The sequence below is a fragment of the Paenibacillus sp. N3.4 genome (assembly GCF_008017805.1).
Classification (GTDB): Bacteria; Bacillota; Bacilli; order Paenibacillales; family NBRC-103111; genus Paenibacillus_E.
This window is the reverse complement of the sequence record NZ_VRTT01000025.1, coordinates 15,822-39,809: the sequence shown is the minus strand read 5'-3', so window position 1 is coordinate 39,809 and position 23,988 is coordinate 15,822. Positions and strand designations below refer to the sequence as shown.

Below are 23,988 nucleotides of genomic sequence, written 5' to 3'. Positions count from 1 at the left end.
CTCGTCTAATACTTCTAATTAACCCTCTGCTCAGGAACTTTCCTTATTTATCACACGTTTATTGATATGGGATTTATTTTTAGATGACGACTTCTTTTGTTTGCTACTTTTATTATTCCCGATTCATACTTCATAAAGAATAAACATAAAGTAGGGAGCCACTTTCATGGCTCCCCTCAACTGAAAACACGGTTTTCCTCCGTGTTTATCTTTATATGCAGTTCATCAAGTATCATGGCCATTCGCAGCCTTTATGGCTGTAAAATATGCTTTTGCAATAAAAATTCACGTGCAGTTTGGGTAACATCCTTATGCAGAATATCCACCTGGTACATCAAATCCCTCATATTGTTATTGTCGATGACTTCCGCAATCGGCTTTATGAGTCCACTAATCTCCTCGTTCTGATCTAGCGTTTTCTTAATAATCACCGGAGCCGCCTGATAGGGCGGAAACAAATGACGATCATCTTCAACAATGACTAAATGATGATCTTTAATACGAGAATCGGAAGCGAGACCCACTGCCACTTCTACACGTGACTCTTTCACCGCTTGAGGCAGCAAACTGGTATCCATCGCTACAAGTTGATTTTTAGGAACAACAAAGTCATAAATATCCTGAAGCCGCTTTATCCCGTCTTCTCTTTGCTGATATTCATCATTGGTGGCAAACTTCATCGTCGAGCGCTTTTCTTTGAACACCCGAGCAAGGTCAGAGATCGTGCGGATACCCAATTGCTGAGCCACGTCATCTCGCATAAGCAAAGCCCAACTGCTGTTAAAATTGCTCTTTGGCAGCCAAACGATGCCTTTCTTCGCATCGGTTTCCGAGACTGCTCGGTACACTTCATCCGCATCATAGATAGGCGGCTGCTTTTGGTAATATTGCCGGGCTGTCGTTGTATACTCCCAGTACAGATCGATAACTCCAGCTTCCATCGCCGTTCGAACTGCGTCGCTATCCAGCGTCACCATTTCATTCACGGGGTAACCATGCTCCCGCAGCACCAATGAAGTCATCTTGAGCAGCAAGTATTGCTCCGTCATGGACTTCGACCCTACTGTAATTTTCGTTTTATTAAGCGGAAGCGGCTTGTTCAATTCACTGGTCTTTTCTAATGTTCCGTGGGTACAAGCAGATAGCAACAAAATAAACATGGCAACGGCTAAATATAACCCCACTTTGGATTTCATCTTTTGCTCTTTTTTATCTTATGAATTAAGGTGTTGCGGGAAATGCCGAGCAGATCGGCAGCTTTGGTCTGATTTCCTTTCGAACGCAACAGCGCATCCTCGATCATTTTCTCCTCAACCTCCTCTAGGACATCCTGCAGCTTGCCTGATGGTGATTCATTCATTTTACGATCTGTTTGTGCGGACAAATTGGACGGAAGATCACCGATATGCAGGTGTCCATTTGTTTTTAAAATGTGCATACGTTCAAGAACGTTGAAAAGCTCGCGGATATTCCCATGCCACGGCAGCGATTCGAAAGCTTTTTTCAATTCTTCGGAGGCCATGACAGATTTCCTATATTTGTTATTAAGCTCCTGTATTTTTTGTCCAACAAGAACAACAATGTCTTCTTTACGTTGACGCAAGGGGGGAATGGTGATTTCCACTAAATTTAAGCGGTAGTATAAATCTTCACGGAACTTTCCGTCACGAACAAATTCCTGAATGTTTCGATTCGTTGCCGCGATGATGCGAACATCCATATAACGCTCCTGATGACTGCCCAGCCGGATAATCCGCTTTTCCTCAATCACGTGCAGCAATTTGGCCTGTGTTGCCAATGACATCTCACCAATTTCATCGAGAAAAATAGTTCCCTGATTCGCCGCTTCGAATTTGCCGATTCGTGTATCGACCGCTCCCGTAAAGGCTCCCTTTTCATAACCAAATAATTCGCTTTCCAGAAGGTTTTCAGGAATAGCCGCACAATTTAAAGAGATGAAAGGATGCTGATTTCGATGACTCTCCTGATGGATCCACTTGGCTAGAGCCGTTTTACCTACTCCGCTTTCGCCCAGCAGCAAAATACTGGCTTCCGTTTGGTTAACCCGCTCCAGCACGTCCCGAATTTGTTTCATCTGGTCACTTGCAAACGCTAACGTACCTGCCATTTCCTCCGTACCTGTCAGTGGCAAAGCTTTCTCAATTTTCTCTGCAAGCAACTTTAATTCGATTGGTTTATTCAAATAATCAACAGCTCCAAGCTTCATAGCCATTACCGCATTTTCTACATTGCCATAGGCCGTTAACATGAATATCAACAAAGATGGATGTTTTTGTTTAATCGCTTGCAGGACATCAAGACCCGTCATATCGGTCAGCATCACATCCAAAATAACCGCATCATACGCAGCAAGCTCGATCATGCCAATCGCTGATTTCCCGTCGTAGGCAGCATCAACTTTATAGCCTCGTCGTTCCAGCTTAATGGCAATGTTGCGGCAAAGCTTTACTTCATCATCAACCACCAGTATTCGGTATGTCATAAAATGATCTCCTTTCGTTGAATGGGAAATTTACAAATGACCGTCGTCCCCTGCTGCAGCATGCTCTCGATTTGAATTTCCCCGCCATGTTCCCGAATAATTTCACCAGCGATGGTGAGTCCAATTCCCGTCCCTTGCTCCTTGGTGGAAAAAAAAGGATTGAAGAGCCACTGCATATCATTCTGCGAGATCCCTTCGCCGGAGTCTTCTATTCTAACCTCAAGAAACAATTCATTTCTCTTAATGCTTAATGTCAATAAGCCGCCGCCCGGCATAGCGTCAATACTGTTCAGGAACAAATTGAGAAATAATTGAATCAACTTATTGGTTCTTCCTAAGATTAAAGGCAGCAGTGTATCATATTGCTTATTTACGGTTACCTGCGATTCGTTAAATTTGATACGCAGCAGATGCAAAACCCTTTCAATCAGTTCATCGATTTCAATCAAGTTTTCATGCTCGCTTTTGGTTTTGGCAAAAGACAAGAATTGATTGACAATGCCGCTCATTCGCGCAATCTCTTCATCAATATCGTCCACAAGGGTACGAATTAATTGAAAATCCTGATGCTGTTCCAGCATTTCATCCCTCAACAATTCCGAGCTGCTGGCGAGCACGGCAAGCGGATTTTTCAGTTCATGGGCAACTCCAGCCGTAATTTGGCCCATTTGAGCAAGCTTTTCGCTTTGGCTGACTTGCTCTTCAAGCAGCCTAATTTGCGTCACATCCTGCAGAACAGCAAGGACACCATTTTGAAAGGGAGCCGTTACTGTGCGAACAATATTCCGCTCTCCTTTGTCGCCAAGAACTGTGAGCTCTCTTTCTCCCTGAAACAATGAAATATCCGCCAATTCCGGAATAACGGATATATGCCGATTTGCGGGATCTGCCCGATGTATTTGAAATAAATGATAAAATTTTTCGTTGGCATGCGTAATCAAGCCTTCATGATTGATCGTTACCAGTGCGTAAGGGATGCCTTCAATGACATCTCTTAGAAAACGTTCCTTAAAATCAAGCTCATGCGTAAGTGCTTTCATCGTTCCGGTAAGTTCACTCAACTCATCCTTGGCATCCATCCGGCCTGGTTGAAGAGTTTCCAAGGTATGCTCCTGCCTATATTTTTTGGCAAACCGAGTAAGATGAATGATCGGGTACAGCAATCCCCGCATGCCAAATAAAATAAGAAATAGCGATAACACGAATATGGTTAAAAAGCTGATCGTCAGCGCGCGGCCCAGCAGCAGAACCGGTTGAAAAGCAATATCTTGAGGAATACCCAGTGCCAATCCCCAATTATCACGTATCTGCTGATAAGCTACAATACTATCTCGGCCTTGATATAAGCTTGTAATAAGACCTGAGTCACCGACCATTAACCGTTGTCCAATCGGATCGTTCCCCAAATTTTTGCCAAGGATAGCTTCGTCCGACGAGGCAATAACGCGTCCGTTCACATCCAACAAATAACTAAAGCCTTCGCGGCTCGCGCTCATGGTACGCAGCATCTCGGACAAATAATCCCGACTTAGTTCAGCCACTAGAGCACCATGAAAGGTGCGATCTTTATAGTAAACAGGTACGGCAATGGTCACAGCGGTTTCTTTATGATAATTTTCCAGCAGCCCCGAAACCATATACGTATAACTCCATCTTACATGCTCAAGACCGGGATACGCATAAGAAACCGCTTGCATTTCTGGCGAAAAAGGGGCCTCAAACAGCAGCTGCGATTCATTATCGACATAATAAATGGCATGAAGCATAGAACTCTTGGCTATGGTTTGCTTGGCATTCTCATACATCGTTTTTACATCTGTTCGATAAGCTAAATTTTGACCCGCAATCAGTTGAAGCTGCAGTACTACATCCGTTATTTCCGCATTCAACCGTTTGACTATCGCATCAGCTCCGATCAAATTGTCGCGGGCAATATGCTCTTCCATGACATTCTGAGCGTAACTCACAATCAAGCGGTAAATGATAATCGTCGGAATGATTAAGATCAATGAAAAGATTAATAAATATTTGCGAGTCAGCCGGCTTGTAAAGGCTTGCAGAAAAAACGCCACAGTTCCTATCACCTCATCTTTGGACAGAACCATCATATTCGAACCATCCCAATCCCGTCAACGAGAAACCGTCATTTATCTAATGTGGAATCGTAACCGCGCCCTAAAGGATACCTGGAACAAACCAAAAGCAATTTAAAAAGTCTACCTAATCTTCACTGTGTAGCCACAGGACATTGGGCAGACTTTATTCTAAATGATTTAAAGATGCTGGTTGATATCAAGCAGATCCTTGAATTCCTCGTATTTCTTTTGATAGAGGGTTTGAAATATTTTCGCTTTATCTGTCGTAACACGAATAGAAGGTGGCAGCAAAGAGACCTTGTAAATCGAAGAATCGTGATTGGAGACCTTCACTTGTTTCATACCAAGGAACTCACACAATTTTTTGCCTTCTTCTGTAACTGCATCTGCAACTATTTCCGAGATATAAACATCTTGTTGGGCTAAATGCAATAGCCGATTAAAAAATGCTTCATAGAGCATTTTAAACGCAACACTGCCACGATAATCTTGAGATATGGCAACAGAACACAAATAAAGTTTATAGATATCAGGAAGATCATAGGAACGAATGTCAGAAGCAAGAATATCCGTATCCATCAAACTACCTGATTCAATGGCCTTAAAGTTTCATCTTCTATAGGCATAGCGTTAATGTAACCGACAACCTTATTAATGTTTTGATCAATAATGAATCTGTAAATGTCAGGGTTTTTATGGTACCATTCCATACAAACCTGATAGATTCCTCGAAATCCTTCACTATACACATTATTATCAATTTCAATAGCCTCAACAATTTGTTCTTCAGTGATTTCTTTTCCGGCAATAATTTTAAATGGAAAAATATCTAATACTTTTTGTAATACTTTCGTTGCATACCAACTTACCACTGCATTTAAGGAATAGGAACAAATACTTACCTCAATATCGGTTAGTTCACTGGACTCTACATCTGAGAAATCTGCTGTGATACCATGGGCAGCAATGTTACCAAATTCTTTAATAATTTTACAATGCTTGTGGATAACACTGGGTAAAAACTTGACCTTTAATAGTTCATCAATTAATCCATCTAACGGTTTTGTCCCAGCTTTAATATCTGCGAGCGTGGACGAACTCCGGATGATATAATCTAGAGACTTTCGAGCAGATATGATCGCAAACTCTACTTCTTCTTCTCGTAACGCATTGAATTTTCTTAACTCTTTCAATATAGCTTGTATCGTGCTGTTTTTACTTTGTTCTAATTTGTCGAGCAACTCTCCCTGAACACCATGACTATACATAGACTCCATCCTTTTCATATCCTACTCCCATACGTTATTTGCTTTAATTTTATATCAAAAGAAATAATAGTTACTCCTTTTTAGGATGAATCCAAAGCCAATATACAAAAAATGCAACCATATAAATCAAAAGAATACTTAACAAGAAATATAAATTCGGAAGGTTTTCTGTACTAGTAAATTTGAAATTCATACCGAAAAAACCCGTTAAAGCTCCAAAGGGCAAAAATATGAATGAGACAACACCAAGAGCTCTTTGGAATTTTTCTGATTGTTCAACTTTTTTTTGATCGTTCTCACGATTTTCTCTTAATTCGGCAATTTGCATTAAGGCTGATAATGATTCCATTTCTGCATGCAGCTCGCTAAGCAGTTCTTCAATTTTTAAGACCTTTCTCATATTTGCATACAGCTTATCCTGATGAGTAACATTTGAAATTTGCGTAAAAGTTGATCTTAATTTAAAACGTACCAATTTCAAGTTCATATGAATAACATCTTTAATTTGAATCGTTGGATTTTTAATATAATCATCAAACTTTTTAGAAAACTCGGAGGCTTCAATAGACAAATGTAAAAGTCCAAATCTTTGGTGTAAGGCTAATATGTACATGTAAAGATATGCTTTCTCAATATGGTAAGAATAGTTTCCGCCAAAGAAAGCATTTGTTTCAGATACCTCTGTTCCCACACCAACTGTCTCAATAATATTAGCTAACCCCTCCAGTGAAATTCCCCAATGACTGTTTCGAAATAAGGGCAACACTTCAGCGCTATAACTTGCCTCTAATTCTGAATCACTTGGTAAATAGGAATGTTTAAAAGCACGTCTTGCACGAAATAAATAGGTATTTAATTGTTTTTGATCAGAAATGGTTCCTTTTAACAATGTAGTGCTGTAGACTAAAGCTTGTTTTGGCTTTTGATTTTCTCCCTCAAAGAAGGTTTTTACATTCAGAGATTCGGTTAAGGTATGAATCACTTCTCCTAATTGTACCTCTTGAACGTCAGTGACTAAACGCCCAATTCTATATGATAAAACAATATCTTTTTGAACAAATTTCTTCATATAGTAATTAGCTTGAATCACTTGATCAAAATTGAATTCGCCATTAAAAAAAACCTTGAATATAAGAAAACCAACCTGAGATTCAAATAAATATAAAGATACTTCAGTGATGCTAATTTGAGCCAACGGTTCTCCATCAACTACTAAGCTTAATCCCGTATTCAAATTTGGAGGCAGCCCCACCCTTTTTCTACCGCCCTGATCAAGGATAAATTTTTTCCCAATAGACTCTCCTATTTCCCCTTCATTTTTCACCAAGCATTTAATATAATCAAAAAAATGTGTTTGTGCGTTATCATCTTGTTCTTGCCTAAACACATCCAAGTTCACAAGTTTTAATGTTTTAGTTAGATCCTCTTTAAAAGCAAAAGGAATTAATAAATACGTAATTTGTTGTTTCACACTATTCTCGTTTAACATAGCTAGCCCTCCAAGAATAACAATCCTACCGAAAATAACTCACGAGATCACGATCAATGAGCAGGAACTTAAATTAGTTAACGATACATATTTCTACAAAATTTTATGTTTTCCTTTTAATTCCATGGTTTATTTAATCACATGACCTATGCAGTTCGAGATAAATATTGGTAAAAGTCAAAAAGCATAGGAAGATAAAAAACACTTGACTTTTGTAATTCGCCACAATAATTGCGAAGGATACCTTACCCAAGGTGTTACTTCAAAATCATAGGTGATATTCCAATGAAAACGCTACAACCACCGAAATATCGCGATTTACAGCTGAGTGAGTGTGCAGGTGCCCCCATACGAACCGTCCCAATCCCATCAACGAGAAACCATCATTTATCTAATGTGGAATCGTAACCGCGCCCTAAAGAATATATGGAACAAACCAGAAGCAACTTAAAAAGTCTGCTCGATTTGCTGTTCATCATGCAACTTAAAGGCATCTGCTACTTCTTTAAGCTTTGGGTGAGCATTTTCCACATACTTCAAATTCCTACAACCATACCCAAAACAAAATCCCCTGCGATCGACAGGTGAGAGTCCATGTTTCCATGAACTCTTGTTTACTGTCTGCCGCAGGGGCACTCTCTTCTTTCCATAAAATCAAACACACATTATGAACGATTTTTGTATCAAGGAGTAGGGACCCATTGTTCCCCGCCGTTTGTCTTCTCGTAGGCATGGTTGATAGATGCTTCCTGAATGTTTGCATACGCCCAGTGCTGCTCAGAAACATCTTTCCATTGTTTAGCTGCACCGGATAACGGTCCTCGGCCAAGAAGCTTATTGATCAAAGTGACGGCTTCTGCCCGTGTGAGCGTCTGATCCGGACGAAATGTTCCATCCTCATAGCCATTAATAAGTCCCGCCGTCTTCGCTTTTTGAATGAATGCGGCTGCCCAGTGACCGATGGCGTCAGGAAAACTACCGCCTTCGCTTGTCGCGGTGTTAATCAAACGGGCTGTGATAGTCGACATTTCTGCACGAGTGATCGTTTGCTCTGGTTTGAAGCTACCGTCTGGATAACCGTCCATCAGCCCCATTCTTGTTACTTTATCGATGGCGCCTTTCGCCCAATGCGCTGCAGCTATATCCGTATAGGAGATGGGACCTTGTTTCTCTGCCTTCTCAAATACGCGGGATAAAATTGCCGCCATTTCCGCGCGAGTGATCGGTCGCTCCGGTCCGAAACTGTTATCCTCGTATCCCAAGATATAAGCTTTATGACGCTTGTCAGCCATGTCATCCGACAAAGTTGGCTGCTTGTTGCTGTTCATTTGAACAACGGTAAACGTACTGAACTTATTGACAGTGAACCGGATGCCGAGCTTGCCAGTTCCATCGTAAGGGACGACTTCCCCTTTAACAAGCTCCTTCTCCCCATCGCTATGTTCAATGAAGATACCGAGATCTTGCAGCTGTTCCTTACTGAACGTAGCACTGCCAAGCGGAAGCACCAACGTCACCTGACGGCTCCGCATGTTCGTCTCAATCGTCATTGGACGACCGACGACATCGATATTGTTGTTTCCGGCAACCTTACGCACCACTTGCTCCGTTCTGGCTCGATTCTCGATTTCCTTCCGCTCGCTCTCCACCTTGACTGGCACGAGTCGGAAGTACACATCGCCCATCAATCCTTGCAACGAACTGCTCGGGATTATGATACGCACATTGTTCGTGTTCATTTCCAGGCTCACTTTTTTGTCTGCCAATTTCGTTGTGGATTCCTTCGGAAGTGTCACGTTCAATTCCGCGACTTCATCTCTTGGATCGGGAATGACAATTTTGGCGGAGTCTGAACCTGCTGCCGCGAGCTGTTCCGTCGTTTTGAGCGCTTGTTCTAACGTAAAGGTGACAGAATCTTTCTTCCTACCGCTTGCATCCGTCGTTCTGTTAATGACAGCTGTCGAAATAATCGATCCGTCAGTGCCCTTACCATTTTCTACGTTCACTGTTATCGTTTCATTCTGAGGCAGGCTCGTGTCATCAGCATGCGGTGTTACTGCATGCGATGTTGAGGATGCGGCACTTTCACCAACATCATTCTTCGACTTCACTGTAAATGTATAGGCAACACCATTTCGCAAGCCGCGAACTATAATGGGACTTGAGCTTCCTTTGGCAATAGTATCGCCTGGACTGGAGATGACTGTATACTCAGAAATGGGTCCAGACCCATTATCTATAGGCGCAGCGAAGGAAATTGTAGCAATTCCATCACCTGCCACCACTTTTATATCGGTTGGCGCACCCGGTACAGGTTTTGTTATAAACGTATAGATTTGCGAAGATGTTGTTCCCTTGCCATTTCGCGCCTCTACCTTCCAGTAATACTGTGTATTTGGTTCAAGCTTATCCAATGTCAAGGATGCAGCTGGTGCTTGTAGCGTAAACGCCTGTTCCAAGGTATCGAAGTTTTGCGATTTGGATACGACCACTTTATAACTCTTTGCATATAAAGCATCTGTCCATCCCAAAGTAGGAATTAAATCTACATTCAAAGCCAAGTCCTGCACAAATCCTGTATGCCTATCAATTTCAGGTTCTTCAGGCGGCACCGTGGATGCGGTAGGCGTCGCACTGACTGCATGGGATGGGCCGCTGAAGCGATTGCCAATTATCGCGCGTATGATAAAATAATGGATCGTATCATTCTCAAGCCCAGTCACAATTGCTGTTGTTAAAGGCTCAGTCACTAGAGCAACAGGTGTATCACCGTATTCACCGTCTACCGTGCCTTGATAAATCGCATACTTCTCCGCATCTGCGGACGAAGCCCAATGAAGCGTCACTTGACCATTGCCTGCTTCTGCCGTTAACTGCGTTGGTCCAGGAATAGCAGCCCCGACGGTAACCGTGCTTTGCAACGTGAGATCACCGTTCAGCTTGCTCTGTTTCGCTTTAAGGGTATAGACGATTTGACCTCTGTCACTCTCAACGATCTCATGTTCCGCCGAACTGATTTCAATCGTAGCTCCGGCATCAAGCTTATCAATAGATTTCGATACATTCGCTTTCGCATCCGTCACCGTTATGTCCGGCAATGCTACACTGCCAATATTCTTAAGGATTACCTTATACTGAATGATATCGCCTACATGTAAATCAGCAATGTCTTTGCCTCTTATCTCAACGACTTCCGGTTTACCTGGCATTTTCACCAAGTAGACAATATCAGCGAATGTCAGTGCCGCAAGGTCAACCGGCGCATTTGCTTGCTTTGCTGGAGTGTCCTTATGCCCTTGATCATTCAGCTCGTTCGCTTTGACTTTGATCTCATGGTCTACTGGTGTACCTTTGGCATCCTCTGGCAGCACTTTATACTCGGCCTCAAATTCGTAGGTATCATCTACATCCAGCTTCTGAATAACAATTACATTTTTCGTATCATTGGAGGCTTTTAAGTTAGGATCTTTCTCGACAGGCTCCAAATCACTGCTGACCGTTTTATTAACGGCTTTTACAAATTTGAACCCGCCTGGCTCTGAGTCGTCAAACACGTTAACATTCGTTAAAGGAATACCGCCTGGGTTGCTGACCACAACGATGTACACAATTTTTTGACCAACCGTAATGGGCGGAATCGGCCCTCCTTCCGGATAGGGGACGAATACATCGACATCATTCTTATAGCCAATCGGTTTCTTAATAATGATAATATCCGGCTTCTTGCTTGCTTTGGCAACTACCCCCAAATTAGCGGAGTGATATGATTTCTGAGCTGCATCGCTGATGTTGATGGTAATATCGCCTGTACGGATGATTTGACCATCAACAAAACCGGCTGAATCCTTGCCACCAACTGTTATATCCATACTATCCGGCAGCGTGAAAGATACGTAATAAGTTCCTGATTCCACATTAGGGAAAGCATAGAAGCCCGGATTGCCTGCCTGATCAAAGCCGGAAAGCGTCGTATCCACAATTGCCCCATCACTTTTCTTATGGAGATTAACCGTTATGCCGTTAAGCCCCCCAAATTGCTGGTCATAGCCATCATTTTTCAAGCCATCGCCGTTCTGATCATACCAGATGAAATTACCGATTTCCCCCTTAGGGTTGGCCAGCGCTTTCATACCTACCTTATTCGGCTCCGCAGGCAGCAGATTCGATTCGCCATTGGAGATGCTGTATGTCGTTGCCTCCATACTAATAGAATTCCACGCTACTGCATCGGCAGGCGTTCCGAGAGGAGCCCTCATCTGCCAGATCAGCTCCGCCTTGCTGCCGGGCCTCAGTCCCCGGCTATCCTCCGCAAAGTTCGTGATGACGAATTTCAAAGAATGGATTCGAGTTTTGTCTTGTGGCGGAGTTATCGACCAATTCGGGGTTTGCAAACCGATCGTTTCATTCCGTGGCCCTTTGCGAATCGGATTCGTTGCTGTACTGTAGTAAACTTCTACCTTGGCTTTCGATTTGTTTCCGTACACATCGGTAATCGCTTCAATCTGTCCTTGAGTAAGCTCACTAATCATATTGGGGGTCCAGCTCGATCCCCGTGATGACTGAATATTCAATACCGCAGTATCCCCAACATAGGGTAAAATATCGACAATTTCAACCCGTTTCAAGAATGTGTTGCCTGCGTTCACGATCTCCAGCTTGTAATCAGCGGCTCCGCCAGGCGTTGTGAGGCCTACTGCAGGATGTTTGTCGAATGCAGCATCCAACGCTCCCTTCAGCCACAAAGAGGAGTTAATGCCAGGCGTTTCACGTACCGCGATGCTGGCTCCAGCGCCATTCAAGCGTTTCGGCGTACCGTTATTTTGATCCAAATCATTCGTATCATCGACTTTGGGAATGCCTGGTTGTGACAGAAAGTTCTCTTCACCGTACATATATGCGTTCAGCACGTGCGTTTCTGCCGTTGCATATGACTTAACTGTCACATCAAACTGTAATTGAACCGTTTCGCCCATCTTGAGCAATTTACCTGCATCCCATGACCATTTCAACGTTGTTTGGCCTTGAACGGGGTAATTCTTAATCATATCCAGCTTGGTCGGAGCCGGCAGACCGTTTGCCGATGTATCCGATGATGACCACGACGTGCTCTCGACATACTCAAACCCTGCCGGCACGACGGCAACTAGTACGGGAGTACGCAGAGCTCCCGTGGCAAGGCGAGTATGATTCCCTGCCGTAATCCGGAGGCTTATATTCGTGTTCGGATAGTGCAGCGCACCAGGTGTAAGCTTGGTAACTTGCAATTGATCGATCCATGCCGTGTTATGAAGCACACGGAACTCTACAGCATCACTTACTGATTTAGGCTCGGTAATATCATTGAATATCCGGTGTTTGTAATCCAGCTTCATTTTGTTTGCATGCAGCGTGTCATGCTGCGCCTGCGCATTGACTTTACCTGCAAGCTTCATGACCTTCTTATCATAGGTGAAACCGGCAGGAAGCGCTTCGGAGTACACAATCCGAATGCCGGACAGTTGCTCATTGACGGCCAATGAGAGCTCGGCTATGCTGATGGTTGCTTCTGTCTTCGTGCGATAGCCGTTTCCGTAGCTTGTCCAGTCTTTTTGATTCGTTTTGTATTCAAATAAATATCCGACATCATACGACGATTGCCCCAAACGAATTTCATTGTAATCAATCGTGCCAGGCAGCTCGTCATCGCTTAGAACGGCATCGCGTAGCGTCTCGTTATTATATGAAGGATTTATTGCATTCAACTCGTACACGACATCGTAACCGATATCGAAATGTTTATCGCGTTGCAGCTTGTTGTAATCCGAAATATTTGCAGTCACAGAAGGGCGAGGGATGACATCCTCTACAAAGTTTGTAATGATATTTGATTTGTCATACCCAGCTTTGAATGCATACCGCGTTTCAGATGCCTCTCCTAATCTTGTAATCGGATAGCCTACCAAGATCGATTCTAACGCAACAGAATCTCCTGGCTTAACACCCGTATCATATCCCGGACGTATGACAGGATAACGAGCTGTCACATTAACCATCTGCGGGCTGTTTGGTAATACATCGCTGAAAACCCACGTATATGTCGTGCCATACGTGCTGCTCGTAACACTAGTTCCGTACGTGCTGCCCGTAACATTTGGCTCATATGTGATGCCGGTAACGCTTGGTGCGTATGTATGATGGGTTACCGTCATTGGAACTTCGCTGAAGTGCGCACTGCTTGCTATGTCGGGAATAAAATGCGTAAGCGTCACATTCTTTAACGGAATATTTCCCCATTCCTGCGATTCGATTTGAAGTTGGTAGTTGACATCAATAAAGTTGTCTCCTTCATGAGGCAAAACAACGCTTGAAGGAGACATTGTTGCCACATGCCAGTAAGCAGTGGAGTCCTTGAAGGTCGTCTTTGCATCACTGCTAGCCGGATTAAATCCGATGGCATCATTCGTTTCCGCAATTTTAGCGGTTGCGCTGGCTTTAGCGGTTCTTTCCGAACCGTCCTTAACGCCTATGCCGTTGTTCGCTCGATCAATCGGAAAGGATACCGTGACAGAGCGGCTTGCGGAATTGTCAGCCTGAATCCCATTCATTGACCAAGTGACCGCACGGGTATTCGAATCATAACTGCCACCGTCCGAGCTCACGATAGTAGCGTCAGCCGGCAATTCATAGGATAGGACAACGTGGTCCATATCGATATCACCGCCATTGACAACAAGGCTGTAATTCACCTGCACCTCGGATACGGTTGGATCCAATGTCAATATGGTCTCGGGATTGACATAAGCCTTTACACCCCAAGAGGCTGTTGATTGTTGGAAAGTTGTTGTCATAGAGTCGGCGTTTCTCGCAAATACGAGCGGATTTGCCGCCTTCTGGAGAACGCCTTTGCTATCGATTTGAATGGGGTAACCGGTCGCTGTCACCGTATTCGTGCGACTGCTGCCTGAGGTAACACCGCTGCCCGAGCCTCTGTTAATCGAATAGGCTACAGTGACGCTAAAGCTGTCGCCACTCACCGCTACATCGGCATATTGCCAGATGACTTTGCCGTTATCGATGCTCTTTGGTGTGCGGGTGGAAGACACATAAGCTGCATCATCTGGCAACGTATAGACTAGTTCAACATCCTTAAGCGGAATGTTCCCGCCCGTGAGAGCAATCGTATACGTGGACTGAATTTGTGTCTGCGCTTGATTGTTCGAGAGCTTCACATAGGAAGGCCCGCTCGTGTTAACCCTCCAAGCGGCCGGTAAAGAAAAGGTCAGTTCCGGACTGTTGCTCATACTCGACTGCAACGTTCCTGTGGAACTGTTCAAATTCCCACTGATTTCAGCAGGAGTCAACGGAATGACTGCGCCATCCGGATACACGCTTGGGCTTGGAAAGTGGAACTTCACTTTCACATCGCCGGTCAAACCTGCCTGAAATTTATGCTTCTCAGCTTCCGAAGAAGCAGATGAATTTCCCATCTGAAAAGTTACTATTCTGGTTCTAGGATCGTATGCTTCAGATAACACATGCACAGACCGCTCCGTGTCATCATAAATAGCTCCTAGCGGCAAGGTGTACTTGATGGCCACATTATAAAATGTGTCTGTAGCGCCTGCACTTGCGTATCCCAGATTCACTGTCACCGTATAGGGATATCTAGTTCCAGGTCCCGCACCAACCGTTGCAGGTGAAACCGACTGCACAAGCGACAAACCTGCTTGCGATTCGTCAGCATGCGCCTTGATGGGTATTGAGGACGAGATCATTGAAAATAGTAATGAAAAAATGACTAAACAGCTTATCAATGTCCTTTGATTCTTCATACTAGCTATCATCTTTTATACCTCCTTAGCTTGTTTGCGAGTTTTCTTTCCTATCATCCCGAATTTTACCAAATGTCTCTCTCAAAATTCTCACAAAACATGCCTTTTTGTCGAAAAATAGCGAAAGAGGTTGCGGAAACTTATAAAACTAAAAAGTCTGCTCGATCTCCGTTGCGTTGCCGCGGAGATCAAGCAGACTTTTTGAACTCTAATGGTTCATCACTTTTTCCAGGAAATAAAACGGTCACAATCGTGAGCACATCATTTACTTGTTCAAAATAAATTCTAAATTTCCAGCTTTGTCCTAACAGTTGGTAGGCAGATGATCGAACGAATATTCATTAACAAAATCCTTAGGGTACACTGATTTCAAAAGCTCAGTCGTTGACACTCCCTTACCTTGTTAATAATCTTCGCGACTTTGATCAATCCTGCGCTTAAAACAATGAATCTTGATGGCATGCGTAAAGTTGGAGAAAAATGCTCCTTACCAAGCTCCAAACAAATCCACTTGCCCTTCAAACGTCCTGCCTCCATGCTGCAAACGTTCTGTTACTGTTTCACCATGCGTTTGGCGTTTGAGCTCCAGTTCCCAGAACACGGGGAATCGTCTGCTGACATCCAGTTTGATCAATTCAGGAGGAGCCAGTACAATCCACTGAAAAAGGAGATTCTCTGCAATGGCAAAAATCGGATCCAAAATGTGAGGCGAGACCGCTTGTCCGAACGGATTATCCAGGATCAGAACGGACCATTGCTTTGTTTGCCGAATCTGCCTTTTATGGGTCATCAGCATCATCATAACGATCGTGCGCGCTGCGAGGAGTTGGCCTCCGCTACCTTTTGCCTCTGTGACTGAACCCTTATTCAGGGTTTCCCATTCCGTATAATGATGCTTTTTGGGGCTTTCATGGAGAAAAACGTTCGTCGTCTGCGGTTTGTACACGTGCAAGGTCGGGTAACGACTTTTCAATGAGGTCAGTACAATTTGACTGTCACTCATCCGTTTCTCCAGCTCATTTTTCGGAACATCTCCAAAATCAGGATACTGATCGGACAGCTCATCGATCGTTCGGACAAAGTATTCTCTAAGCAGAAGTCGAATGTCTTCTGGCTTTTCCGGCAAATCTCCGTTTCGCATATCCATGCGTATGAGCGGGTAGCGATGACCACCCTGGTTGACGAAAGTCATCCGGCTCGTCATTTGTTTCAATGACTTGACGATACTAATTACACGGTAGCAGGCTCTATCCGTCCACATGTCACGAGCTTGCTCAGCCTTCGTCTTATCATCCGCCAAGCTTTCAAGTTCGTTCTTGGCATGCTCATTAATACTCTGAAGCAACTCCCAGGCATAGGTATACTCTTCCCACCTGATCTCGCCCATCATATGCTGCAGGCTGCCACTAAGGTCCGCATCCCATTCCTGATTGCGGGTCAACTGCAGGAATCGGCTGCGTTTCTCGGCTACTTCACGATCCAGCTTCTTCTTCGCTTCCTCTAAAATTCTGGCTTTGTCCAGCCAATGCTCCACAGCCATCGCTGCGTCACTGCGAACGGAATGTCGGATATCCATCGGGATGAAAAAAAGGAACTTAATGACACAAAAAAAAGCCTGTTTGAGCGAATACACCCAAGTAGACCTCTTATTTAAGATTTCGTTTCATTGCACTGTGCTTGAAGGAGGTGATCACCTATCTCTCACCCTCATCCAAGACTTTATAAGATACTGCATAACGATCAACCATGCAATAATAGGTGTTGCGATATTCATACGAAGGCAAGATCGTTCCCATGTTGACGACTTCCTCTTCCACTCGCCGAAGTATACTGATCTTGTAGTCGATTGTTTCTTGTTGTGTATAATGATCGCTCTTGATTTGTTGGAATCGACGCCGAGCCGTTTCGGTCTATTGAACGATCAATTACAATTCACCAACTTAATCGCTTCAATCATGTCATCTGTGGAATAAACCTTCCCATTCTTAATGTCCTTTTCAGAATCCTCAATCATCTGTCTAATTGCGGGGTCATCAGGACCTTTTAGACTCTTCGGCAGATGATAATTAATGCCAAGTATAAGTAGTATGAAGCTTACCATCATTCGTTGCTACTACCATTATAACCGATTGTCATATGGCAAACGATTAAATCCAATTCCCATCACATATCCCCCGCACACTTGAATATATTTAGTAACAAGCTTTATTCCAACCCAAGTCTCTTTCAGCGTCAAGCTTGTCATATCATTTCCAAGATCAACCCTAAGGAGGTGTCCGCATGACAGAACCCCTATTTATCGTTTCCAAAGAGGATTGGTCGCTTCACCGCAAAGGATACCAGGATCAAACCAGACATCAGGAAAAAGTGAAGGAAGCCATTAAGCAAAATCTTCCGGATCTGGTGACCGATGAAAGCATCGTCATGTCCAATGGTAAACAAGTCGTGAAAGTTCCTATAAAGAGTCTGGACGAATACCGATTTCGGTACAACTACAGCAAAGGGAAACATGTCGGTCAAGGTGACGGGGATTCTCAGGTAGGCGATGTCCTTGGAACAGATCCGCAGCCAGCCCAAGGTCCTGGCAAAGGCGAAGGAGCCGGCGATCAAGCCGGTGAAGACTATTATGAAGCGGAAGTCAGCATGGAGGAACTGCAGAATATGCTGTTTGCTGAGCTGGAGCTGCCGAATTTACAGCAGAAGGATAAGCGAAATATGACGACAACGGAAGTTGTTTTCAACGATATTCGAAAAAAGGGAATTATGTCCAACATTGATAAAAAACGCACGATTATCGAGAATATACGCCGAAACTCGCGTACTAGCTCTCCAGGTATTCACCATATAAGCCCTGATGACCTACGTTTCAAAACGTGGGATGAAGTCGAGAAGCCTCATTCCAATGCGCTTATCATTGCGATGATGGATACGTCAGGAAGTATGGGCTCCTTCGAGAAATACATAGCGCGCAGCTTCTTCTTCTGGATGACGCGCTTCTTGAGAACGAAATATGAAAACGTGGAGATCGTCTTTATTGCTCATCATACAGAAGCCAAGGAGGTCACAGAGGAAGAATTTTTCACCAAGGGAGAAAGCGGCGGCACCATCTGCTCTTCGGCCTACCAAGCAGCCATCGATATTATTGATAAGCGATATCCACCATCGCAATTCAATATTTATCCGTTCCATTTCTCAGATGGTGATAATTTAACGTCAGATAATGAACGTTGCGTGAAACTTATAACGCAATTAATGGAGCGTTCCAACATGTTCGGCTATGGAGAAGTAAACCAATATAATCGCAGCAGTACGCTAATGTCCGCTTTCCGCCATATCAACGACCCGAAATTTCTCCATTATGTCATTCGCGAGAAAGGCGAGGTATATAAAGCACTGAAAACCTTTTTCACCAAAAAGGAAGGGGTGGCTGCACCGTGAGCAAATCCGAAAGACAGCAGCTTGAATACGCCATTGATGAAATTACGGAAATTGCTAAGGGCTTTGGGCTCGATCATTATCCGATGAGGTATGAAATTTGTCCTGCGGAAATCATCTATACCTTCGGTGCCTATGGGATGCCAACACGATACAGTCACTGGAGTTTCGGCAAAAATTTTCATCGCATGAAAACACAATATGACCTGGGACTAAGCAAAATTTATGAGCTCGTCATTAACTCGGATCCTTGTTATGCCTTCTTACTAGACGGCAATTCGCTTATTCAAAATAAACTTATCGTCGCACACGTGCTGGCGCACTGTGATTTTTTCAAAAATAATGCTCGCTTTGCAAAAACGAATCGCAATATGGTGGAGAGCATGTCCGCTACCGCAGAAAGAATACGCCTGTATGAAATCGAACACGGTATTGACGAAGTGGAACAGTTCATCGATGCTGTGCTCGCCATTCAAGAGCATATTGATCCGGTGCTGACGCTAACCTATGGACAGTCGCGCGAACGTCAAGAAATTCATAAAGCATCTACACCTGCTCCCCGATCCGAAGCAACCTATGGGTATGAAGATATATGGGATCTCGAAATAAAAAATAAAGCGCCCGCTCCAAATAAAGAGGAAACCAAACGCTTCCCGCCTAAGCCGCAAAAAGATATTCTACTCTTTATCGAAGAAAATTCGCCTTATATGGAGGACTGGCAGCGAGACATTCTGACCATGCTGCGTGATGAGATGCTCTATTTCTGGCCGCAGCTGGAAACGAAAATCATGAACGAAGGCTGGGCTTCGTACTGGCATCAACGCATCCTGCGCGAGCTCGATTTGACGGAGGAAGAAACCATTGAATATTCCAAACTCAACTCTTCTGTCGTCGTGCCTTCTCGCCATAGTTTGAATCCGTATTATTTGGGCTTGAAAATTTATGAAGATATTGAGAAACGTTGGGATAACCCGACCGAAGAGGAAATTAAAAGGCACGGGCGTAAGCCTGGGGATGGACGAAATAAAATGTTTGAGGTCCGCGAATACGAGTCCGACACCTCATTTATTCGAAATTACATGAACAAAGCTCTTGTCGAAGAGCTTGATCTTTACATTTTTGAGAAGAAAGGCCCAGAATGGAAAATCACGGATAAAACCTGGGAGAATACCCGGGATCAACTCATTTACTCCCGCGTGAATGGCGGATTTCCTTATATTGAAGTAGAGGATGGTGACTATCAGCGGAGCGGCGAACTGTATCTAAAGCATTCTTTCGAAGGCATGGAGTTGGATCTCAAATATGTCGAGCGGACGCTCCCGTATATTTACAAGCTTTGGGGCAAACCGGTTCACATGCATACGGTTGTTGAAGATAAGCCGGTTTTATTCACCTATGATGGGAAGAAGCATCATCGGCGGTTTTTATAACCTTTGGATTGAAAACGGTAATTAACCTCAGCCTCCACGATTTATTCGTGAGAACTGAGGTTTTTCGCGACAGGAAGCAGAATTTGGAATGGAGCCATGAATATGAGATATGCGTGACGCTCATTCCAAATTTCTTTAAGCAACCTGGAATAAAATTTCAGCAATCAAGGCACTCCTCCTTTTCTTGTGCCACCAATTTATCTATCCAGTCGCTTAGTGCGCTCATATCGCCTCCAGGCGTAAGCTTTATAGCACCCATTTTATACCTGTCCTGAAAATCCGCTGTAAAATAGCGAAGCTCATCGCTTGCAGATGGGGTCAGAATAAAAACGTTCTGCACTGCTCGTTCGTCGTTGCTACAATCCAGGATACCGTCCCGATACTTATGCATCTCGCCTAGTGCCGTACCCAAATTGGTTGCAACCCGATATTTGGGATCCAAAATATACAAGTGATCCCCTGATTCAATCACGATGTCGGGCACCATTCTCTGTGTAAAGGTGTAGAAGTGCGGCGAATTATTTTGAAACACCCGCTGATAAGATAGGCGCATACCACTTTTTAAATGGACAACACTCTCGTTATGCTTGGCAAAATGAAGGAATAGTCCCTCACGTTTGATTTGAAACAACCCGCTGCTGTCCTTGAGCAAGCCCTTCTCCCGAAAAACCTTCACAAGCTGCATATAGCACCATATCTCATAAAGCGCGAAGGTCTCTTTCAACGGATAGTTGTACTGCAATCCAATTCGTTCGTTCCCATGCTTGTACAAGCGATCAAACCACTGATAGCACTGCCGGTATACAGGATGTTTTCGAAAAACTTGAGAAATGTGTATCGCCCCTTGATAGGGTATGACTTGTTTGAAAAATGAATCTCTCAACCAATAGCCTACTTTATCTGCATAGGTCTCTGCCCTTATCGCACGTTCTCCCCGACTCGCTTTCCCATAAAGCTTCAACAGATGCCTAAGTTCTACTAACCGTCGCTTTAACATCCTATTCTCATAAGTGTTATAGCTGTCTTCTCGGACAGACGATTTCACTGTTTGCGGGATGGTTCCAGAAGTACTGCGCCCCCTGTTTCGTTCAAGCCATGCCAGTGTTTGAGAATCTACCATTTCACACGATCCCGTCTCACCTGCTGTTCGCGAGCTTGAAGCACTCGGGTCGGCTGCTCGAGAACTTGACGGATCATGCTTCCAAGTGATGCGAATGACGCTTCCAGATAGCTCCATTGTGCCAAAGTAAGCTCACGCGAATGCTGATCGGCATCAATCCCTGTCTTGATATCTGAATGCTCGAAGCAAAGAGACGCTTCCTGCAAAATATCGCTTAACATGAGGTGATATTGCTCCTGTGTCATCTTCCGGGTATCCGGATAAATATAGGAATCGAACTTCACCCCATTAATTTCAAAGGAAACCTGTCCGCTATAGAAAGGTGTTGTCAATTGACCATAAACTTCCCTTTCATCCAACCTGTGCGGAAAATGCGGCAAGCCGCAAAAATGAATCGAGGGCGGTTGCTCCGAGCTATTCACTTCATACTTCCAGTCATATGTAGTCGCTTCGGTCAGATAGGCTTCTTCCAAGGTAACCCACGTCTCACCATTTAATCGCAGCAGAAAATTACCGCCAGAACTGTGTTGCTCCATAACGCAAAAGCTCCTTCTCCATACGATGAATATGACCGTGGCTTGTTGACTCTTCGCCCAAATGTTCAGCGAACGCTTCTTTCAATTCCCCAAGCAGCTCAGCTATCCGATCATCACCTCTAAGCTTAGGAAGTACTTTTTCTGAAATAACTCGATCCATCATAGCTTTTCTTGACGTTTGATGCTCAACGTCCAACGTTAGATGGCGGCTCATCTTCTGAATCATCTCATTCATCGTCCTATATCCGAAGTGCAGGTGATGAGGAGCCAATAAACCATGCAGCCGCATCAAAAAGGTAAATTCGTTCTGCAGCCCTACTCTAACACCATCATCTACTCGGCTCCAAAATGTTTCCAGATCCACATCACTTAATGTCATAACAAATGCACGATCGAGTACTTTGTCCGAAATACTATGAGTCGTTTCATCTACATTAATCGTACCAATAATGTATACGTTAGGCGGTATGCTGATCTTGGAAGGTATGAGGTTCAAATCATCACGGTTATGCAATGGAATTTCCTTGTGTGACTCGACCCCACTCAGATAATCACTTAAATAATACTCGACGCGGGCGAGATTCATTTCATCTAGCACAATAAAATGCGGCTTCTCCCTCTCCTCATGAGCATGCAGAATTACTTTTAAAAATTCAGTCATGATGTACTGCTGTTCAAAGGAACTGTAATACCCGAATAGAGCAGTCGCATCCGTCCAATCAGGACGGACAGGAATAATAGACAAATACGGATTGTCCGCTTCATAGGACAAACCATACACTGCATTCGCATACAGTTTGGCCAACTGTGTTTTTCCAGTTCCCGAGATACCGCTTAGGATAACGAAATGCTTATCATCTAAAGCCGTCAAGTTCAGATGCAGATCTCGGATCAAATTTTTGTCAAACGTTAGAGAACAATTCTGAATAGCATCATAAATAACTGAAAAATTAAAATTACTATTGTATTCGAAACCTTCGATTGACTCATCATTATTCGTGTTTATCTTATTATCGTCCCTTTCTAAACCACCGAGAGAATCGCTTTCAAGAAAGTTTAGTTTGCCCCGACCACTTATATGAGCAAACAATAAGGCAGCACACGCTAAATCTCCCTTTATCTTTGCAACATCTTCTTCAAACCGCTGCTCAGAATTAATGTACGTGGCCATATAGTATTCATTATCGTTACGTACTCGCATGCCGTGCTGCTTCAACAAATCAAGAGCCTGATTCTTCAAGTCCTCATTGTTCTTGTTCTGTGTTCGGAATGCCTTGTTAATCCACCACTCCTTACGGTTATCATCGAGCAGAACTGCCACATTGGTGTAGATGTGATTATGTCTTTCCACATCAATAGCAAGCATTGGTCTGGATCCGGCGGACCTCACTTCGTACTCACTATAATAAAAGCAGCCCTGTACAATCGTCTGACCTTCCCGTTTCAATGTAAACTCCTGTTGGCGCGTACCCGATTTCTCATTCTCGACAGCCCCATAATGAATCTGATAGGGATGACCAAAAAGTGAAACGGAGTATGTTGCTTCAACTGAAGCAATTTGCTCCATGATATGTGTAGCTTTAGCGCTCTCTTCTTTATATGCTAAGGAATATTGCCATATTGCAGCCGTCAGTTCCCATGTTTGTCTTAAAAGATTTACAATGTCCGAGATTGCTTTCTCCCCTTCCAGAGGTAAAGCTAGACCGAAATAAATCCATGGCCTTGTTCTAGGTTTCACCATATCACACAGTGTCTGTTCCAAAGTAGAGCGCTCAATCTCATTTTTTGTGAAAGCCCCACTTCTCGTAAATACCTTAATTTGAGGATCCAGTTCAGCCAACATCTCATTCATGCTACCCGTCTGTATCAGCTCGTAAGCCTGATAGAAGCTGAGCTCTGTGTAAACGTAGAGCCGCTTCTCTACACCGTTAAATTCCAGTGTCAGCAGACTGACATCAGTACCCCCTATTTTACGAACGATCTGAGCAAAATACTTTTTGCCTATGCTCGTGTCTTTCTTCTGCTCCGCATATTTGGGATTTAACGAGTCATGATAGGTAGTCATTAATGTCTGTCCATAAGTAGCAATTCTGAAATCCTGACCAAGCAATCCCTCGGCTAACTGATCCAGTTCTGATTTCCAGAACTGTTCCATGGTTTCGTTAACCTTCTTGCATCGTTCCGTTGTGTTATCAATATCGAAAATTTGCTGATAATTTGAAAGGTTGATCATGTAAGCACTCCTTGGTTTTTAATAGGTTAACTAAACTGAACTTGATTATTTTTAGGATCTGCCATTA

General features: G+C 43.8%; 12 protein-coding genes and 1 pseudogene. 2 read left to right on the top strand and 11 right to left on the bottom strand.

Features of this window, described 5'->3' with window-relative positions; all coding sequences use genetic code 11:
* Positions 1-251: 251 nt before the first annotated feature.
* The 8 genes from FU659_RS14725 to FU659_RS14690 all read right to left on the bottom strand — a co-directional run bounded on the left by FU659_RS14725 (position 252) and on the right by FU659_RS14690 (position 16,800).
* Positions 252-1,196, bottom strand: coding sequence for an ABC transporter substrate-binding protein (locus tag FU659_RS14725; RefSeq protein ID WP_147948285.1), 945 nt, complete (start codon positions 1,194-1,196; stop codon positions 252-254).
* On the bottom strand, positions 1,193-2,503 hold the full coding sequence (locus FU659_RS14720) for a sigma-54-dependent transcriptional regulator (RefSeq protein WP_147948284.1): 1,311 nt from the start codon (positions 2,501-2,503) through the stop codon (positions 1,193-1,195). The genes FU659_RS14725 and FU659_RS14720 overlap by 4 nt, the downstream gene beginning before the upstream one ends.
* Complete coding sequence (locus FU659_RS14715) at positions 2,500-4,611, bottom strand: PAS domain-containing sensor histidine kinase (protein ID WP_147948283.1); 2,112 nt, start codon at positions 4,609-4,611, stop codon at positions 2,500-2,502. The genes FU659_RS14720 and FU659_RS14715 overlap by 4 nt, the downstream gene beginning before the upstream one ends.
* Positions 4,612-4,776: 165 nt before the next feature.
* Positions 4,777-5,178 carry a hypothetical protein gene (locus FU659_RS14710; RefSeq protein WP_147948282.1) on the bottom strand — a complete coding sequence of 134 codons (402 nt, stop codon included), beginning with the start codon at positions 5,176-5,178 and terminating at the stop codon, positions 4,777-4,779.
* On the bottom strand, positions 5,178-5,867 hold the full coding sequence (locus FU659_RS14705) for a DUF4145 domain-containing protein (RefSeq protein ID WP_222708557.1): 690 nt from the start codon (positions 5,865-5,867) through the stop codon (positions 5,178-5,180). Before FU659_RS14705 ends, FU659_RS14710 begins: the two co-directional genes overlap by 1 nt.
* A gap of 70 nt (positions 5,868-5,937) precedes the next feature.
* On the bottom strand, positions 5,938-7,356 hold the full coding sequence (locus FU659_RS14700) for a CorA family divalent cation transporter (protein WP_147948280.1): 1,419 nt from the start codon (positions 7,354-7,356) through the stop codon (positions 5,938-5,940).
* A 683-nt stretch (positions 7,357-8,039) separates the two neighbouring features.
* Positions 8,040-15,179 (bottom strand): S-layer homology domain-containing protein, encoded by a 7,140-nt coding sequence (locus FU659_RS14695; RefSeq protein WP_147948279.1) that lies wholly within the window; start codon positions 15,177-15,179, stop codon positions 8,040-8,042.
* Between the two features lie 475 nt (positions 15,180-15,654).
* The gene (locus FU659_RS14690; RefSeq protein ID WP_147948278.1) at positions 15,655-16,800 is read right to left on the bottom strand and encodes a hypothetical protein; all 1,146 of its coding nucleotides are present in this window, start codon (positions 16,798-16,800) and stop codon (positions 15,655-15,657) included.
* Positions 16,801-17,447: 647 nt separating this feature from the next.
* On the opposite strand from FU659_RS14690, the gene yhbH reads away from it, so the two are divergent.
* On the top strand, positions 17,448-18,605 hold the full coding sequence (yhbH, locus tag FU659_RS14680) for a sporulation protein YhbH (protein WP_147948276.1): 1,158 nt from the start codon (positions 17,448-17,450) through the stop codon (positions 18,603-18,605).
* On the top strand, positions 18,602-20,032 hold the full coding sequence (locus tag FU659_RS14675) for a SpoVR family protein (RefSeq protein WP_147948275.1): 1,431 nt from the start codon (positions 18,602-18,604) through the stop codon (positions 20,030-20,032). Before yhbH ends, FU659_RS14675 begins: the two co-directional genes overlap by 4 nt.
* 157 nt (positions 20,033-20,189) lie before the next feature.
* Here the strand turns inward: FU659_RS14675 and FU659_RS37170 are convergent, their stop codons facing one another.
* From FU659_RS37170 to FU659_RS14660, 3 genes and pseudogenes are all read right to left on the bottom strand, one after another.
* On the bottom strand, positions 20,190-20,756 hold the full coding sequence (locus tag FU659_RS37170) for a nuclease domain-containing protein (RefSeq protein ID WP_261807826.1): 567 nt from the start codon (positions 20,754-20,756) through the stop codon (positions 20,190-20,192).
* Between the two features lie 114 nt (positions 20,757-20,870).
* A pseudogene (locus FU659_RS14665) lies at positions 20,871-21,688 on the bottom strand (DUF2357 domain-containing protein); the annotation flags it as partial.
* Positions 21,663-23,921, bottom strand: a complete 2,259-nt coding sequence (locus FU659_RS14660; RefSeq protein ID WP_147948272.1) for an McrB family protein — start codon at positions 23,919-23,921, stop codon at positions 21,663-21,665. The gene FU659_RS14660 and the pseudogene FU659_RS14665, both read right to left, overlap by 26 nt.
* Positions 23,922-23,988: the final 67 nt, after the last annotated feature.